Source organism: Mesorhizobium sp. KR2-14, assembly GCF_040049255.1.
Classification (GTDB): Bacteria; Pseudomonadota; Alphaproteobacteria; order Rhizobiales; family Rhizobiaceae; genus Pseudaminobacter.
Genome location: NZ_JBDZDR010000012.1, coordinates 18,690 through 36,692 on the forward strand (window position 1 = coordinate 18,690; position 18,003 = coordinate 36,692).

Sequence of the window (18,003 nt, forward strand, 5' to 3'; positions counted from 1 at the left end):
CGCATGACGGTCTTGGTCGTAAGCACGGCCGCCTTCATGGCGTGCTTTGCCGCATGGATGATGTTCGGCGTCATCGGCATTCCGCTGCGCGATCAGTTGCAACTCAACTCGACGGAGTTCGGTCTGCTGACGGCGACCCCGGTTCTGACCGGCTCGGTATTTCGTCTGCCACTCGGTATCTGGGCCGATCGTTTCGGCGGTCACATCGTCATGTTCCTGTTGCTGATCACATGCGCTGTTCCGCTGTGGCTCGCCTCCTATGCCAGTGAACTTTGGCAGTTTCTGCTGCTCGGGCTCGCGCTTGGCCTTGTTGGCGCATCCTTCTCAGTCGGGACACCCTATGTCGCCCGCTTCTTCCCTCCGGAACGCCGCGGCTTCGCCATGGGCTTCTTTGGAGCCGGCACGGTTGGGGCCGCGCTCAACATGTTCATCGCGCCAGTGTTGATGAACAACTTCGGCTGGCAAGCGGTTCCGCGTTTTTACGCGGTGTTGCTCCTCATGATCGCAATCGTATTCTGGTTTCTCGCGGCGCCCGATCCTGGGGCACGTAGAGCCACCTCGTTTCGATCACAGCTTGCGGTCATGGGTGACCGTCGTGTGTGGAAGTATTGCCAGTATTATTCGATCGTCTTCGGCGGCTTTACCGCGCTGTCGATCTGGATGCCGCAATATTATGTGCGCGAATATGGCTTCTCGATTGCGGTTGCCTCACTTCTAGCAGCTTGCTTTTCGCTGCCGGGTGGTGCGCTTCGCGCCGTGGGCGGCGTGCTCGCGGATCGGTTCGGTGCCCATAACGTCACCTGGTGGGTCCTGTGGGTGGCGTGGGTTGCCCTCTTCCTTCTGTCCTATCCGCACACCGAATTCGCCATTCGCACGGTCGACGGCTATAGCCACTTCACGATCGCACTGACGCCTTGGGTGTTTACGCCGCTGCTGTTCGTCGTTGGCGTCACCTTTGCCTTCGGCATGGCGTCGACCTTCAAATATATCGGCGACGACTTTCCGGAGAACCTGGGCGTCGTCAGTGGCCTCGTCGGCATGGTGGGGGGACTCGGCGGCTTCCTGCTGCCGATCATGTTCGGCGGTCTCCTGGACTGGCTCGGCTTCAATTCGAGTTGCTTCATGCTGCTCTACGGCGTCGTCTCGGTGTCGCTGATGCTCAGCTACCTGACTGAGGTACGCCAGGCGCCCGTCATGGGGCATGACGATCGCGACATGATGGTATCGCCGCGCCTGAAAAAGGAGCCCGCGCAATGAGCCACTTTCTCGACCGGATGACTTATCTCGCCCGTCGCCGTGGCACCTTCGCCGATGGGCTTGGCGAACTGCGCGACGAAGACCGCATCTGGGAAGAAGGCTATCGCGACCGCTGGCAGCACGACAAGATTGTGCGCTCCACTCATGGCGTGAACTGTACCGGTTCCTGCTCGTGGAAGATCTACGTCAAGAGCGGGCTCGTCACCTGGGAGACGCAACAGACCGACTATCCGCGCACCCGCCCCGGAATGCCCAACCATGAGCCGCGTGGCTGCTCGCGCGGCGCTTCTTATAGCTGGTATCTCTACAGTGCCAGCCGCATCAAATATCCGATGGTGCGCGGCCGCCTCGTCAAGGCGTGGCGCGCGGCGCGTAAGACGCTCGCGCCCGTGGAGGCCTGGGCCTCCATCGTCGAGAACCCGGAGACGGCAAAGTCTTACAGATCCATGCGCGGGCGGGGCGGTTTCGTCCGCTCTGGCTGGGAGGAGGTAAGCGAGATCATAGCCGCCGCCAATGTCTACACCATCAAGACCTATGGTCCGGATCGGGTGGTAGGCTTCTCGCCCATTCCGGCGATGTCAATGGTCTCCTATGCCTCGGGCTCGCGCTACATCAGCTTGCTCGGCGGCACCCTACTTTCCTTCTACGACTGGTATTGCGATCTGCCGCCGTCGAGCCCGCAGACATGGGGTGAGCAGACCGACGTGCCGGAATCCGCCGACTGGTACAATTCCGGCTACATCATCGCCTGGGGTTCGAACGTGCCGCAGACCCGCACGCCTGATGCGCATTTCTTCGTCGAGGCGCGCTACAATGGCACGCGCATCATCGCGGTGACGCCAGACTACGCCGAGGTCGCCAAGTTCGCCGATCTGTGGCTGCACCCCACGCAGGGCACGGATGCTGCTCTCGCCATGGCCATGGGGCATGTGATCCTGAAGGAATTCTTCCTCGACCGGCAGGTGCCTTACTTTCAAGACTATTGCCGCCGCTATACGGACTTGCCCATGCTGGTCATGCTCAAGCAACAAGGCGACCGCTGGGTGGCCGATCGTTACCTGCGCCGCAGCGATCTGCCTGGGGCACCGAAGTCCGAAAACTTCTCCTGGAAGACCATGGCGCTGAATGAGGAGAGCGGCGAACTGGTCGTGCCGCAGGGATCGATCGGCTACCGTTGGCCGAAAGACAAGGAACCCGCGGGCAAGTGGAATCTAGAGCCGCGGGACGGCGAGACGGGCGCGAATGTCAGCCTGGCGCTCTCGCTTCTAGGCAGCCATGAGGAAACGCTTGCGGTGACGTTCCCCTATTTCGGCGGACGCGCACACGAGCACTTCACCGACAATCCGCAGGATGGCGATACGCTGACGCGTAACGTGCCGGTACGCCGCGTCAAGCTAGCGAGGGGCGAGGCGCGTGTCGCCACGGTCTTTGATCTCATGTGTGCGCATTACGGGCTGGACCGCGGCCTCGGCGGCGCTGCAGCCAAATCCTACGATGACAACGTGCCCTATACGCCGGCTTGGCAGGAGATGATCACCGGCGTGCCGTCGGAGCATGCCATAACCGTTGCGCGCGGCTTCGCCGCAAACGCCGAGAAGACCAATGGCCGGTCCATGGTCATCATCGGTGCCGGTATGAACCACTGGTATCACCAGGACATGAACTATCGCAGCATCATCAACATGCTGATGCTGTGCGGCACGGTCGGCGTTTCCGGCGGCGGCTGGGCGCATTATGTCGGGCAGGAGAAGCTTCGGCCGCAGACCGGCTGGACCATGCTTGCTTTCGGCCTCGACTGGGCGCGTCCGCCGCGCCAGATGAACGGCACCTCCTTCTTTTACGCTCATACCGACCAGTGGCGCTACGAGCGTCTGAACGTCTCCGAGATTCTCTCGCCGCTCGCGGACCCTGCCGACCATCGCGGCAGTTTCATCGACATGAACGTAAAGGCAGAGCGCATGGGGTGGCTGCCCTCCGCGCCACAGTTCAACGTCAACCCGCTGGGGATTGCTGCACAGGCGGAGAAGGCAGGCATCCCGATCAAGGACCACGTCGTGGCTGCATTGAGATCAGGCGACATGCGCTTGGCCTGCGAAGACCCCGATAATCCGGTCAATTTCCCGCGCAACCTGTTCATCTGGCGCTCGAACCTTTTCGGATCATCCGGCAAGGGGCACGAATACTTTCTTCGTCATCTGCTCGGCACGCGCCACGGCCTGCAGGGTAAGGACCTGGGCGAAACCGATGGTGAGAAGCCCAAGGATGTCGTCTGGCGCGATCCGGCTCCGGAGGGCAAACTCGACCTCGTCACCACCCTCGACTTTCGCATGTCCACGAGTTGTCTGTACTCCGACATCGTGCTGCCGACGGCCACCTGGTACGAGAAGAACGACTTAAATACTTCCGACATGCACCCCTTCATCCATCCGTTGTCGGCAGCGGTGGATCCGGTGTGGGAGGCGCGCAGCGACTGGGAAACATACAAGACTATCGCCAGGCGCTTTTCGGAACTGGCAGTCGGCCATCTCGGCGTCGAGCAGGACGTCGTGCTGGCACCGATTCAGCACGACACGCCGGCTGAACTCGCCCAGCCGATCGACGTCAAAGACTGGAAGAAGGGTGAGTGCGACCTGGTGCCTGGCGTCACTGCACCGCAGATAGTCACGATCGAGCGCGATTATCCGAATGTCTATCGCCGCTTTACCTCGCTTGGTCCCCTCGCCGACAAGCTCGGCAATGGTGGCAAGGGCATAAGCTGGAATACCGAGGCCGAGGTGAAGGGCCTCGGCGACCTCAACTACCGCGTCAACGATGGCGGGCCGACGCAGGGGCGCCCACGCATCGAAAGCGACATCGATGCGGCCGAAACCATTCTCTATCTCGCGCCCGAGACCAACGGCGAGGTGGCGGTGAAGGCGTGGGCGGCGCTTGGCAAGATTACCGGCCGCGACCACACCCACCTCGCCGCAACGCGCGAGGACGAGAAAATCCGCTTCCGTGATCTGCAGGCTCAACCGCGCAAGATCATTTCCTCGCCCACCTGGTCGGGGATCGAAAGCGAGCATGTCAGCTATACGGCCGGCTACACCAATGTGAATGAGCTGATCCCTTGGCGCACCATTACAGGCCGCCAGCAGTTCTATCAGGATCACCGCTGGCTGCGCGATTTCGGCGAGGCCTTTGCGCTATACCGGCCGCCTGTGGATACGCGTACCATCGCCGCCATGTTGGGCAAACATGGCAATGGTGAAACCGAGATCGTGCTCAATTTCATCACGCCGCACCAGAAATGGGGCATCCATTCGACCTATACCGACAATCTGCTGATGCTGACGCTGTCGCGCGGCGGACCCATCGTCTGGATATCGGAAACGGACGCGAAGCGCGCCGGCATCGTCGACAACGACTGGATCGAGCTGTTCAACGTGAACGGCGCGATCGCCGCGCGCGCGGTGGTGAGCCAGCGCATCAAGCCGGGCATGTGCATGATGTACCATGCGCAGGAGAAGATCGTGAATGTGCCGGGCTCGCAGATCACCGGGCAGCGCGGCGGCATCCACAATTCGGTGACGCGCGCTGTGATGAAGCCCACCCATATGGTCGGCGGCTATGCCCAGCTTTCCTATGGGTTCAATTACTACGGCACGGTCGGCTCCAACCGTGACGAGTTCGTCATCGTGCGCAAGCTCAACCGCATCGACTGGCTCGATCACTCCAATCCAGTCGATCCGGCGCAGAAGGAGACGGCACCATGAAAATTCGCGCGCAGATCGCGATGGTGATGAACCTGGACAAGTGCATCGGCTGCCACACCTGTTCCGTCACCTGCAAGAATGTGTGGACCTCGCGCCAGGGCATGGAATACGCTTGGTACAACAATGTCGAGACCAAGCCTGGCATCGGCTATCCGAAGGATTGGGAAAACCAGGAACGCTGGCACGGCGGCTGGCGACGCAAGAAGAACGGCAAGATCGTGCCCCGGCAGGGAGGCCGGCTTTCCATCCTTGCCAAGATCTTCGCCAATCCGCGCCTGCCCGAGATCGATGACTATTACGAGCCCTTCACCTTCGACTACGAGCACCTGCAAAACGCGCCCGAACTGACGACCGCGCCGGTGGCGCGGCCGCTCTCGCTGATCTCGGGCCGGCCGATGGAAAAGATCGAGTGGGGGCCGAACTGGGAGGAGATCCTCGGCGGCGAGTTCGACAAGCGCTCGCAGGATTACAATTTCGAGGGCGTGCAGAAGGACATCTACGGCCAGTTCGAAAACACTTTCATGATGTATCTGCCGAGGATTTGCGAGCACTGCCTCAATCCAAGCTGCGTCGCCTCCTGCCCATCGGGCTCCATCTACAAGCGCGAAGAGGACGGCATCGTCCTCATTGACCAGGACAAGTGCCGCGGCTGGCGCATGTGCGTGTCGGGCTGCCCTTACAAGAAGATCTACTACAACTGGACCTCTGGAAAGGCCGAGAAATGCATCTTCTGCTACCCGCGCATCGAGGCCGGGCAGCCGACCGTCTGCTCGGAGACCTGCGTCGGGCGCATCCGTTATCTCGGCGTGCTGCTCTACGATGCCGATGGCATCGAAAGGGCCGCTTCCACCGAAAACACGCAGGATCTGTATGAAGAGCAACTGAAGCTGTTCCTCGATCCGAATGACCCCGAAATTGAGGCCCGGGCACGCGCGGACGGCGTGCCAGATGCCTGGATCGAGGCGGCCAAGCGCTCTCCCACCTACAAGATGGCCGTGGACTGGCGCGTGGCGTTTCCGCTGCACCCGGAATATCGCACCCTGCCGATGGTCTGGTATGTGCCGCCGCTTTCGCCGATCCAGTCGCACGCCAATTCCGGCGCGATCGAGACGGTGGGCGAACTGCCGGATGTACGTTCGCTGCGCATTCCCGTTCGTTACCTCGCCAACCTGCTGACGGCGGGCGACGAAACGCCCATCGTCAGCGCGCTGGAGCGCCTGTTCGCCATGCGCATCCATTTCCGCCAGCGCCAGCTCGGCGAGGGCGACGGACAGGCAGTACTCGACCAGGCCGGTCTGTCGCTTGGGCAAGTGGAGGAGATGCACCGCTATCTCGCCATCGCGAATTACGAGGACCGCTTCGTCATCCCCACTGGGCACCGCGAATTGGCAGAGGATGCCTACGGCCTGAAAGGCTCCTGTGGCTTCACCTTCGGCAATGGCTGCGATTTCGGCTCGCCGCACTCCTCGCTCTTCGGCGGCAAAATGGGCCGACGCAAGCTCAATCCCATTCGTCCTCTGGACACCTGACCCATGCCGATGATCCTGTTCAAGGCGTTCAGCGCGCTGCTTTCCTACCCCACCGCGGATATGCGCGCGGCATTAAATGAGATTGCTGGCGCGGTCGAGGCTTCCCCGTTGATCTCGACCGGTGAGAAACGTGAACTGGGGGCGCTGGTGCGCGAGTTGGGCGAAGGGGACCTGCTCACCGTCGAGTCCCGCTATGTCGATCTGTTCGACAGAGGGCGGTCGCTTTCGCTGCATCTTTTCGAACATCTGCATGGCGAAAGCCGGGATCGCGGCGCGGCCATGGTGGAGCTGAAGAATCTCTATGAAGCCGCCGGCTTCGAGCTGATCGGCCATGAACTTCCGGATTACCTGCCGGTGGTGTTGGAATATCTGAGCTGCCGCGACCTGAAGGAGGCGCGCGACATGCTGGCCGACTGTGCCCACATACTGGCCGCCATCACCCGTTCGCTGATTGCTCGACAAAGCCGCTATGCGGCTGTTCTACAGGCGCTGCTCGTAATCGCCGGAGAGAAGCCGGTAAACGCAGCCGAGATCAAGCCGGTAAAGGAGCATCCTGCCGCGCTCGATCGCGACTGGGCCGAACAGCCGGCCTTCGCGGAGCCGGCTGGCGACCGCCCCAAGCTCTGAGAAAAGGGAGGAATGCCGTGTCCGAAAACAATCTCAACACGCTCCTCTTCGGGATCTATCCCTATGTGTGCCTGATGGTGCTGCTGCTCGGCAGCCTGATCCGCTTCGACCGGGAGCCCTATACCTGGAAGAGCGACTCTTCGCAGATGCTGCGCTCGGGCCAGTTGCGCCTGGGTTCCAACTTGTTCCATTACGGCGTAATTGTCGTCATCCTCGGCCACTTCGTCGGCTTTCTCGCGCCGCACTGGCTGGTTTCGCCCTTTCTCTCCCCGACCATGCACCAGTTGCTTGCCATGATCGTAGGCGGCATCGCCGGGCTCATCGCCACGATAGGCCTCTCGATCCTCATCTATCGCCGCCTGGCGGATCCCCGCATCAGGCTCAATAGCCGCAAATGGGACATCGCCGTGGTCGTCATGATCTGGCTCCAGCTTGCACTTGGGCTGCTTACCGTACCGCTTTCAGCCTTTCACATGGACGGCGTGCTGTTTGAAACACTGACCAGCTACGTGAAGGGCATCGTCACGCTCGACATGAATGCGTCTTCCTACATGGCCGGCGTGCCGCTTACCTACAAGCTGCATGTCCTGCTTGGCTTCACACTGTTCTTGATCTCGCCCTTCACCCGCATGATTCATATCTGGAGCGGCGTGGGCGCACTTGCCTACCTGTTTCGGCCCTATCAGATCGTGCGAACGCCGCAGACGCGCGCCAAGGAGCCGATCCGTCCATGACCGCTTATGTGAATGGCGTTCCGATTGCGGATGATGGGGATGACGCGAAATTCGCGGCCATACATGAATTGCTTCGTCAACGGGCAGCCGAAACTGGTTTCTTAGACCCAAGTGCCATCGACGATGCAATTGTGGATGTGGCAATCGAAAAGTTGCTGGCGCATGAGGTGCAGGTTCCGACGCCGGGCGATGAAGAATGCCGACGCTATTATGAGGCACATCGAGCAGAATTCCGCTCGGGCGACCTGGTTCACGCGCGCCACATCCTGTTCCAGGTCACGCCTTCGGTGAACATCACCGTCATCCGCGCCCGCGCCGAACAGGCGCTCAGCGAGCTTCTGGCCGAACCGGAGCGCTTTGCCGAGATGGCGCGCGAGCTTTCCAATTGCCCGTCGGGCGAACAAGGCGGCAATCTCGGTCAGACCGGCCGCGGCGACATGGTTCCGGAATTCGAGGATGCGCTGTTCCGTATCGATGCGCTCGGCATCCTACCGCATCTGGTGAAAACCCGTTTCGGCTTTCACATTGTTTCGGTGGACCGAAGCATTCCAGGCGTGGATATTCCCTTCGAAGAAGTGCGTGAGCAAATCGGCGAAACACTTTGCGCGGTGGTCGAAGAGCGAGCACTGCGCCAGTATATCGCCATCCTGGCGGGGCGAGCAGAACTTGTGGGGGTTGAGATTGACTCCGCTGACACGCCAATGGTGCAATAGGCCGCTCGATGTTCGGTGCATGGATAGGGCCTTGTGACCCTGCGCGTCGACGCGCAGCAAGCGCTGAGATCTTGCACGAAGACGCTGTGTTCTATGACCCCAACCATGGCATTTCTCCCTATCGCACCGCCTGTGGAGATGAGCGATGGCGGTCGGGTCCGGTGGGTGTCGGGCAGCCCTGGCAAGCCGCTGTGGCGGCTGGAGTGACGCAGGTTTCCTCAGAGGAGTTGCTAAGCTCGAGCGCAGCGAGCGACGAGTGCGTTGGGCGCCTCGGAACCAATAGGCTTTGATCACTAGGTTGGGTGTTGTGAGAAGGGCAGCTTTCCCGGCGCATTTGCCCAAAACCTGCCTGTCCGCATTCCCACCCAATCGAGACCCACGCGTATCCTTCGATCGTCCCGCCCGAGAAGGATTCATCACGCAGGAGATTAGCCGAACAACACCGGCCTTCTCCATTCGTCCCGCCCGGTGCGATTGAAAGGTGCAAAGTGTTTAGCTCACAGTGTCAACCAGCCCCAGCAAAGGGCAAGGTAACTAAGCTGGTGCAGGCATTGATCGGCGCCTGTTGCCCACCAGAAGCCCCGGTCCTGTGGCGTCAGCGCGCGCTTGGCCACCCAAGCGGCCTTGGACCAGTCGATCAGGTAGTGCGCAACGCCTTCGGCAACCACGAGAACCTGCAACAAGCCCGCCTGTGTGCCCAGGACAAACAATGCAAGTCCAGAACCGCCGCGTGTATGGCGACATGCGCCAGCCGACCGGCATGGAAGAAGTCATCGCGCCCGCGCAACATGAAGCCAAATTGCAGGCCGTAGTCAGCAAACAGGTGCTTTACCTGTAACATGACCAAAAGAATAAACAGACTTTCCGCTGGCTCTACCACGATAACGACCACCTCTTGGATTGATGTGGTATCCCACACAATATATCTTACCTGGAAGCCGCCGAACATCCGACAGTTTCGCAGCATTGATCTGCTAACAGCCATGCATGACGGCTCTACCTTCTGACAATGCGGGGTGATTGCTATAGAACTGAGTCTAGAATCAGCCATGTCTCCAAGCGGATTTTTGGGACATCTCGCATATCTGCTACTGGTCATTTCGATGGTCATGCGGCGGTTGCTGTGGCTTCGCATCTTCGTCGTCCTGTCGGCGGTCGCCGGCATTTGCTACGCGATCTTTATCCTGACCGACCCGGTCAGCGTGTTCTGGGAAACCACTTTGATCACGGTGAACATGCTGCAGCTCGGCATCAGCGCCTGGCAGAACAGCCGCGCCCGTTTCAGTCCAGACGAACGCAGGTTCATGGATGAGCATTTTGCTGGCCTGCCAACCGGGCAGCAGCGCATCCTCCTGGATCTCGGGCAGTGGTCGAACCTTGCGGCGGGCACGGTCCTGTGCACGGAGGGCGCGGCAGTGCCGGCGCTCTACTACCTCAGCAGCGGACAAGCCGCCGTGGTCGCTCATGGAAAGCTGGTCGGCGTTTGCGCCAGCGGCACCTTCGTGGGTGAGATCTCCGTCTCGACATCGGCTCCCGCCAGCGCCACCGTGACGCTGACCGAACCTGGTCTTTTGTGGCAAATAGAGACCGCGCGGCTGCGTTCGCTGATGGAACACCGCCCCCAGATCGCCAACGCGCTCAAAGCGAGCTTTTTCGTCGCCCTGTGTGACAAGCTGCTGCGTACCAACATGCAACTGAGTGTTCTTGCGGGGCGGACAAATAGTGCGGTCGCCATTGCCGAATGCCCAGCCAGTCATCGGACCATGACCCTGAATACAACTCCTTGACGCTTGACCCGCATTTGACAATCATGAGGTGATTGATCGGTGTGGTATCCATCTGGACGCGCAAAGACGTGCAGGCACCTTGAGCCCACACATCTTGTTTCTGCGCATCGTGCTTGTCGAGTTTCGACTCTTGTCTTCGGATCGATGCATCAGCAGGTTTGGCAGTTCATTGGCTGAGTGAAAATTGAGGCACATCTTGCCGCGGCCGTTGCGATGACCACGTGGCGCTGGAGAGGAGCGGAATACTCAAATGTCGGCCCTGTCCGAGATTCTCGCCGACTTGGGTTTCACGCATTATGGCGCGCTGTTTGAAAGCAACCATATCGACGATTCAATGTTGGCGGACCTGACCGCCGACGACCTGCGCGAAATTGGCGTCACGTCTCTTGGCCATCGCAAGAAAATACTGGCAGCTATCGCAGAACGGCCAGCAGCGCTGCACCCTGCCCCGCTTCGGCCGGACGGAACGTCGCCCACAAGTGCGAAAAGACGCGAGGTCACCACGGTTTTTGCCGATCTGACTGATTATACCAAGCTCTCGCAGGAGTTGGGCACCGAGGATATGCACTCCTTGCTGACCGAATTCTACGACTGGTTCGATGCCATCATCCGGCGCCTGGGTGGCACGGTGGACCGTCATATCGGCGACTGCGTCATGGCAGTTTTCGGCGCACCGATCTCCTATGGCAACGATGCCGAACGCGCGCTGCGCACCGCGGTGGAAATGCATCGCGCCATGACGGAGATTTCGTCCCGCTTCGGCCGCCAGCTAAGTGTTCACATCGGTGTCGCGGCCGGAAATGTGATTTTTTCGTCCCAGGGAATGGGCGCCCTAAAAGACCGAGAATTCACCCTGACAGGCGACTCGGTCAACCTGGCCTCCCGGCTGGCCAATCAGGCAAAGGGCACGGAGACGCTGATCACCCGGCTGATCCACCAGGCCCTCAGTGACCGGATCGAATGCGAGGCACGCGACAGTCTCACCGTCAAAGGCTTTGACCAGCCGATCGAGGTCTATCGGCTGGTTGGCTTTCGTGACAGCGCGGCCGATCATCCACTGATCGGCCGCGCCGACGAGGTCGCACAGTTCACCCAAGCCCTGAGCGACTGCCAGGCATCGGCAAGGGGTGGCGCGATCGCCCTGGTCGCCGAGGCAGGGTTGGGCAAGTCGCGCCTGATCGAAGAGTTTGCCCGGATCGCCGCAGATCAGCAGTTCCAGGTGCACAAGGCGCTGGTTCTTGATTTTGGCCTGAGCGATGCGCAGAGCCCGGTGCGGCTTTTGCTGGGCAGCCTCTTTGGTCTCAGCGAACGGGCCGAGGCATCGGCGGTGCGGTCTGTCGTTCTCCAGCAAAAATCCTGCGGAACGATCGACGAGACGGCGGCAATGTTCCTGACCATCGTGCTTGGCGCCCCGCTGGATCAAGAGGCGCGGCAGATCCACGACGCCATGAGCGATGCGGCGCGAAAGGAAGGCTTGCGCGCAATGTTGGGACAGGTGCTGCGCGCAGTGGCGGCTACCGGGCAGTTGCTGCTGATCGTCGAGGATATTCATTGGGCCGACCGCACGACGCTGAGGGAGCTTGCAGAGGTCGCCGCAGTGACTGCCGATGCGCCCATACTTCTGTTGATGAGCGCTCGGCCAGAAGGTTATCCCCTGAATGAAGGCTGGTGCGCTGAAGCACGCGAGGCAACGTTGACCCGTATCGACCTTGCTCCGCTAAGCGCTGAAGACGCGTACCGCCTGGCTCGCGCAACGCACCGCCCATCAGAGGCGGTAATGCGCGAATGCGTTGCCCGTGCCGAAGGCAATCCCTTGTATCTGGACCAACTCTTGCGCCACGCCCACGAACAGGGCGGCGATACGCTGCCCGGTTCGATCCAGAGCATCATCCAGTCGCGGCTTGACCGGCTGTCGCCGATGGATCGCAAGGTGCTGGAAGCCGCCGCCATTTTGGGCCAGCGCTTTTCCATGGCGGAGGTGATGGCGGTTGCGCGGATCGAAGTATACGACGAACGTCCGCTGATCGAGGCATCGCTGATCCGCGCGCACAATCACATTTATCTGTTCGACCATGCGCTGATCCGCGACGCGGTTTTGCGCACCATGCTGCGAGATGACCTGCGCACACAACATCGGCGGGCGGCAGAGTGGTTTCGCCCCGTGGACGCGCTGCGCCACGCCGAGCATCTCGCAGCTGCAAGTGACGAAGGTGCGGCCGCCGCCTTTCTTGCCGCTGCTCGGGACGCGCTGGCTGCCCATCGAAAGGATTCTGCGCTGGCGCTTGCCGAACGCGGCGTGGCGCTGGCCGCCCAAGACGCCGTGCGTGGCGACCTCTTGCGATTGAAGGGCGACATGCTGCGGGATCTGGGTCGCGCCACCGAAGCTATCGCCGCCTTCGAAGCGGCCAGCGCCATCGCGCTCACTCCCGCGGATCAATGCCGCTCGCTCATCGGGATTATTTCCGCAATGCGGATCCTGGATCGGATCGACGACGCCTTTGCCTTGCTGGACGAAACCGAGGCCATTGCCGCAGCCGCCGACCTGGCGCCCGAACTGAGCGAGATCCACTATTTCAGGGGCAGCCTGCATTTCCCGCGCGGACAGCTCGACGGGTGCCTGCGCGAACATGCACTGTCGCTGAATTATGCCGAACGCGCGGGCAACGCCGAACGCCGGGCGCTTGCCCTGAGTGGGCTGGGCGACGCACACTATGCCCGCGGCCGTCTGTTCACCGCCCACAGCGTGATCCAGCAATGCCTTGCGCTGTGCGAGGAACACCATCTCGGCGCCGTCGAAGCCGCCAATCGTTTCATGCTGGCGACGGTGAAAATCTACATGAACGATACCGAAAGCGCGCTTGCCGAAGCGCTGGCTTCGGCAAGGCTGGCGCAGCGGGTGGGACTCGCGCGAGCCGAAATCGTTTCGCGGCTGACGGCGGGCTGGGTTCTGGTTTCGATGGGCGACGCCACGGCCGCTCAGTCGCAGATGGACCTCGGCCTGGGGCTGGCCACGCAGCTCGGCGCGCGGCGCTTCGAGCCATTCCTGAAGGAAACCGTTGCGCGGGTCCGACTTGTCGAGGGACGCCGGAACGAGGCTGCGGCTGTCGCCGAAGAAGCGTTGGCACAGCTGCGCGACCTCGATGCCATGGCGTTCATAGGCCCCTGGCTGCTGTCGACCGTTGCGCTGACGACGCCCGACGCCGGCCGCCGTGCCGAAGCCCTGGCAGAAGGCGAGGAACGACTGCGCGCTGGCGCGGTGGGGCACAACTATTTCCAGTTTTACGGAAATGCCATGGAGGCCAATTCCAATGTCGGCGATTGGGCCGAGATGCGCCGCCATGCGGACCTGCTGGCGGAATATACCGCCGAAGAACCCACTCCGTGGTCAGAATTCTTCATTGCCCGCGCCCATGCGATCACTGATGCCGCCGCAGGGCGCGACGCTGGCGAGCGGTTGCGCGCCTTGAGAGAGCAGGCACTGGCTGCGAAATTGCACACCGCCGTGCCGGGGATAGACCGCGCGCTCGCAACGATATCTGCAGGAGTGAACAAAGCCACAGCCTGAACAGGCAACAGAAGGGGAACGGCATGAAAATCGCGATTATTGGAGGTGGAATCGGCGGCCTTGCCGTTGCGTACGAGTTGAAGGCCCAGGCCAAGGCAAAGGGCCTGCCTTCTCCCAAATTGGTCGTTATCGAGGCCAAGCCCCGGTTTGGCGGCAATGCCGACACGCTGAATTTCAGCTTTGGCACTGGCCCGAACGGGCCGGTCAACCGATGGGCCGATCTGGGCGTCAACGATTTCAATGCGACCACCTATACCCAGATCGTCAGGGTGATGAACGCCATCAACTTCAAGTTCGGGGTCGACTACAAACCGCTGGAGGACACGACAAGCTACTACAACGGCGATGGGTCGCTGTATTTTACCGACAACGACACTCCCTGGTGGGGAACCGGCATTGACCCGGCGCTGAAAAAGACCGTGGACAGCTTCATGAAGACGGCGGCCAAGGATGTGAATGACTCCAAGTACCACGATTACACACTCGAGAATTACATCGATGAAAAGACCAGTGTACTCGACTGGGATCCCCGGCTTGGCCCGTGGGTAATCTACCCGCGGGTCAACGGCATGTACTTCACATCGTCTGAACTAGGACCGCGCAAAATGCCCTTTTATGCGGTGATGCATTACTATCAAATTCAGGAAGGCGCAGGCGACGGCGAACCAGCCCAACGGAACTATTTCGTCAATGGTTCAAGCCATTGGATCACGGCTTTGACTGCCTTCATGGAAAGCCAGTTGGACGTGCGCATGGTCGCAGATTTCCAGGCGAGCGTTTCGCGCAACGGGCCGGGCTGGACCGTCAAGGACGCCAGCGGTGCCAAAACGGCCGATGTCGACATCGTGGTCCTCGCCACTCACGCCAATGACGCGCTGCGGTTGATGCGCGATTTGCCGCCGCAGGTTGCCAACATCCTGGCTCAGATCAGCTATGAAACCGCCGTCAGCGTCGCCCATGTCGACAATCGCCTGCTGCCCGTCGACCAGAACGCCTGGTGCACGTACAACATAGTCATTCACGAACCCGGCTCCGTAGCGATGCACCCCTATGTCATCAACTACGTCGCCAACCGACACCAGAATGACGCCGCCAATCCCGAATACGACAAGTTCGGCCTGCCGCAGTTTTTCGTGTCGGTGAACCCGCACTTGCCGATCCGCGAGGACATGGTGCTCAAAGACGAGGCCGGAAACCCGGCGGTGGCCTACCTGCACCACAATGTCTTCGATTTTGCCTGCATGCAGGCACAGGCCGACATTGTGCCATTGCAGGGGCAGGACAACCTCTATTTTGCAGGCGGCTGGACGCACGGGTCCGGCCTGCACGAAGAGTGCTGGACACAAGGCATGGATATCGCATCCCTGATCCTTGAGCACATACAGACCGGGCAGCCTGCCGTACAGGCCCGCCCGCACTGGGGCGATCTCGTGCGGAGCCGACTGTCACGAACCGCGTCATCCTGACAGGCAGGCGTGCAAGCCAGATCGGATATCGGCGCATCGCGCGTCCATTCGATATTTGCACGCTTTAGGTGCACACGCACCCTTTCACCACGCAATCCGCTCCGATGCCGGCGGGCATAGGGGCACCACTGTCGCGCAAATGTGAGGCGCAAGGGCGGCAATGACATCGCAGACGATAGCAGAGGCCGAACGCATTGGTTCCTTGCGCCTGGCAATGGCCGCCTTGATCATAGCGCCGCTGGCCGTCGTCAACACGGTCTCGTTTTCCGTCATCGTATTTTCCGGTCCCCTCGCCCCATACCTCAGCCATGGTGTCGGAATGGGGCTGTTCGGCGGTCTGGTCCTTGGGCTTGCAGGCGCGCTCGGATCGACGTTTCGCGGCACGATTAGTCAACCTCAGGACGTCACTGCGGTCATCTTGTCGATCAGCGCCGGCACGATCGCGGTCCGACTTGGAACCAGCAACTCCGAGACGTTGCTGGCCACGATCACCATGCTGGCGGCAATTGCAGCGGCCCTGGTCGGGGTGGCCTTTCTGGTGCTGGGCGCATTGCGGCTTGGGTCTCTGGGCCGGTTCATCCCGTATCCGGTGCTGGGCGGTTTTCTGGCCGCCAGCGGCTATCTCCTTTTGCGCGTCGGACTGGACATGGCCGTTCCACCTTCGGCCGGCAGCCTGTTGTCTCTGCCAGCCCTTTGGCGATGGGGGCCGGTGCTGGTTGTCGCGTTGATCCTGTTGTGGGTCACGCGAAGCAAGGCGAGCGACTTCGGTCTGCCGGCTGTCCTGGCGGTCAGCTTTGCGGTGTTCTACGCAGGCCTGGCGCTCACCGGCATTGATCTGGCGAGCGCCGGACAGATGGGGCTGTTGTTGGGGCCGTTTGGCTCGGGTGCGGGCGAATGGCAGATGATCAGCGCCGATATGGTCATCCGGGCCGACTACAGCGCGATACTGGCCGAAACGCCGGCCCTGCTGACACTGGTCGGACTTGCGCTGGTGGGCGTAATCCTGAACGCATCCGGCATCGAAGTCGCGTCCGGCGCGCCGGTCGATCTGGACCGTGAACTGCGCGTAACGGGCGCCGCCAACCTGCTCGTCGCCGGCGGCGGCGGGCTGGTCGGCTATCATGTCCTCTCGGATACGCTTTTGGGGCGGCGGCTTGTCGGCCGCGGATCGCGCTGGATCGGCGGCAGCGCTGCGCTGGCCTGCGGCATTGCGCTGATCGCTGGCGCGGATGTCCTGGCGGCGTTGCCGCTGGGTGTTTTCGCGGCGGTTGTGGTCTATCTGGGACTGGACTTCCTGTATGAATGGCTTTGGTTGGAACGCCGCCGCATGCCGGCTCAGGATTTCGCGGTGCTGCTGGGAATCGTCGGCGTCGCCGCGAGCTTTGGCTTTCTGGAGGCCGTCGGGACAGGCATACTTGCATCTTCGGTGCTGTTTTTGGTCAACTACGCGCGACTGGACGTGGTCCGTTCGCGCGTGAACGGGACGCTGCGTCTGTCTACGACGGAGCGATCCGACGCGGCATCACGCCTGCTCACCGAACAGGGTGGCGCGACCCTGGTCTACGAGCTTCAAGGCTATCTTTTCTTCGGCACAGCACACACACTTTTCGACCAGATCGCCGGGCAAATCGCAGGCATGCCGGGCGACCACCGCGCGCTGATCGTCGACTTCCGCCGGGTGCAGGGTCTTGACGTTTCGGCGATCTACAACTTCGGAAAACTGGAACAACTCTGTCGGACCACGGGTGTTCGACTGATCCTGACAAATGTTGCGCCCGCTTTGATGCGAACGCTCGGCCCTTCCGGGCTGGTCGATAGCGTGGAACGGCATCCGACACTGGACGATGCGCTGAGCATCGTCGAGGAGGCCCGGCTGCACCGCGCCGAGCTGGCGGGGTCGCAGCCCAAAAGCGCCTTCGCCAATCTGATCGAGCGCGCGACGGCATTGCTGGGTGACGACCTGCTTGCCCGCGAGGACGTGCCTGCCGGCGCAGTGGTCGTTCACCAGGGTGCGCCGTCCGACCGGCTGATATTGCTGGAAGCCGGTAGGCTTTCGGCCCACGTCAAAGGCCCGTCCGGCGATGAGATCACGGTTGCCAGCTTTCTTGCCGGCGCATTGGTGGGCGAGATCGGCTTTCTGACCGACACGCCGCGCACCGCGACCATCGTGGCCGATGAAGAGAGTTCTATCCGGTCGGTTGGGCGCTCGGGCATGGACCACCTTGCCGACCTCGACCCCGAACTTGCGCGTGACATTTTTCGCGAGGCGGCAACCCTACTTGCTCGCAGGCTTGCGCGGACAACTGCGCTACTGCGCGAAGTCAGCCTCTAGATGTGCAGTCTCCGGCGTTAGTGACGCATCCTTAGTGCCGTAGGACAAGGATGCTTCATCAAAACCCGGGGTCAAACATCTGGTTGTCGCGTAGCCGCCGGGGCAGGTTCGGGGCCGACAACAGACTGTCGGCTTTCGATTCACGGTGGCGGTAAGCCGCCGTTCGGGGCTCTGTCGGCAAAAGCTGGTCGGTCGCGCCAAGTAATCCAGTAACCACCCGTAGCGTCGAGCCCGTCAA

The 18,003-nt window shown here is 61.4% G+C and carries 12 protein-coding genes; 11 read left to right on the forward strand and 1 reads right to left on the reverse strand.

Annotated features, from left to right (window positions below):
- Positions 1 to 3 precede the first annotated feature (3 nt).
- The 6 genes from ABLE86_RS21335 to ABLE86_RS21360 are packed head-to-tail and all read left to right on the forward strand — an operon-like array spanning position 4 to position 8,615.
- Positions 4 to 1,257: an MFS transporter gene (locus tag ABLE86_RS21335; RefSeq protein ID WP_348781007.1), complete on the forward strand. Its 1,254-nt coding sequence runs from the start codon at positions 4 to 6 to the stop codon at positions 1,255 to 1,257.
- Positions 1,254 to 5,012, forward strand: coding sequence for a nitrate reductase subunit alpha (locus ABLE86_RS21340; protein ID WP_348781008.1), 3,759 nt, complete (start codon positions 1,254 to 1,256; stop codon positions 5,010 to 5,012). Before ABLE86_RS21335 ends, ABLE86_RS21340 begins: the two co-directional genes overlap by 4 nt.
- Positions 5,009 to 6,541: a nitrate reductase subunit beta gene (gene narH, locus ABLE86_RS21345; RefSeq protein ID WP_348781009.1), complete on the forward strand. Its 1,533-nt coding sequence runs from the start codon at positions 5,009 to 5,011 to the stop codon at positions 6,539 to 6,541. Before ABLE86_RS21340 ends, narH begins: the two co-directional genes overlap by 4 nt.
- A 3-nt stretch (positions 6,542 to 6,544) precedes the next feature.
- Positions 6,545 to 7,168 carry a nitrate reductase molybdenum cofactor assembly chaperone gene (gene narJ, locus ABLE86_RS21350; RefSeq protein ID WP_348781010.1) on the forward strand — a complete coding sequence of 208 codons (624 nt, stop codon included), beginning with the start codon at positions 6,545 to 6,547 and terminating at the stop codon, positions 7,166 to 7,168.
- A gap of 17 nt (positions 7,169 to 7,185) precedes the next feature.
- Positions 7,186 to 7,902 (forward strand): respiratory nitrate reductase subunit gamma, encoded by a 717-nt coding sequence (gene narI, locus ABLE86_RS21355; RefSeq protein ID WP_348781011.1) that lies wholly within the window; start codon positions 7,186 to 7,188, stop codon positions 7,900 to 7,902.
- Positions 7,899 to 8,615: a peptidylprolyl isomerase gene (locus ABLE86_RS21360; protein WP_348781012.1), complete on the forward strand. Its 717-nt coding sequence runs from the start codon at positions 7,899 to 7,901 to the stop codon at positions 8,613 to 8,615. The genes narI and ABLE86_RS21360 overlap by 4 nt, the downstream gene beginning before the upstream one ends.
- Before the next feature lie 497 nt (positions 8,616 to 9,112).
- Here the strand turns inward: ABLE86_RS21360 and ABLE86_RS21365 are convergent, their stop codons facing one another.
- On the reverse strand, positions 9,113 to 9,295 hold the full coding sequence (locus tag ABLE86_RS21365) for a hypothetical protein (RefSeq protein ID WP_348781013.1): 183 nt from the start codon (positions 9,293 to 9,295) through the stop codon (positions 9,113 to 9,115).
- Between the two features lie 29 nt (positions 9,296 to 9,324).
- On the opposite strand from ABLE86_RS21365, the gene ABLE86_RS21370 reads away from it, so the two are divergent.
- The 5 genes from ABLE86_RS21370 (at position 9,325) to ABLE86_RS21390 (ending at position 17,765) form a co-directional block, all read left to right on the forward strand.
- Positions 9,325 to 9,453, forward strand: coding sequence for a hypothetical protein (locus tag ABLE86_RS21370; RefSeq protein ID WP_348781014.1), 129 nt, complete (start codon positions 9,325 to 9,327; stop codon positions 9,451 to 9,453).
- A 211-nt stretch (positions 9,454 to 9,664) separates the two neighbouring features.
- On the forward strand, positions 9,665 to 10,402 hold the full coding sequence (locus ABLE86_RS21375) for a cyclic nucleotide-binding domain-containing protein (RefSeq protein ID WP_348781015.1): 738 nt from the start codon (positions 9,665 to 9,667) through the stop codon (positions 10,400 to 10,402).
- A gap of 250 nt (positions 10,403 to 10,652) precedes the next feature.
- The gene (locus ABLE86_RS21380; protein ID WP_348781016.1) at positions 10,653 to 13,967 is read left to right on the forward strand and encodes an adenylate/guanylate cyclase domain-containing protein; all 3,315 of its coding nucleotides are present in this window, start codon (positions 10,653 to 10,655) and stop codon (positions 13,965 to 13,967) included.
- A 23-nt stretch (positions 13,968 to 13,990) separates the two neighbouring features.
- On the forward strand, positions 13,991 to 15,433 hold the full coding sequence (locus ABLE86_RS21385) for an FAD-dependent oxidoreductase (RefSeq protein ID WP_348781017.1): 1,443 nt from the start codon (positions 13,991 to 13,993) through the stop codon (positions 15,431 to 15,433).
- Between the two features lie 160 nt (positions 15,434 to 15,593).
- Positions 15,594 to 17,765: a cyclic nucleotide-binding domain-containing protein gene (locus tag ABLE86_RS21390; RefSeq protein WP_348781018.1), complete on the forward strand. Its 2,172-nt coding sequence runs from the start codon at positions 15,594 to 15,596 to the stop codon at positions 17,763 to 17,765.
- The last annotated feature ends 238 nt before the right edge of the window (positions 17,766 to 18,003 follow it).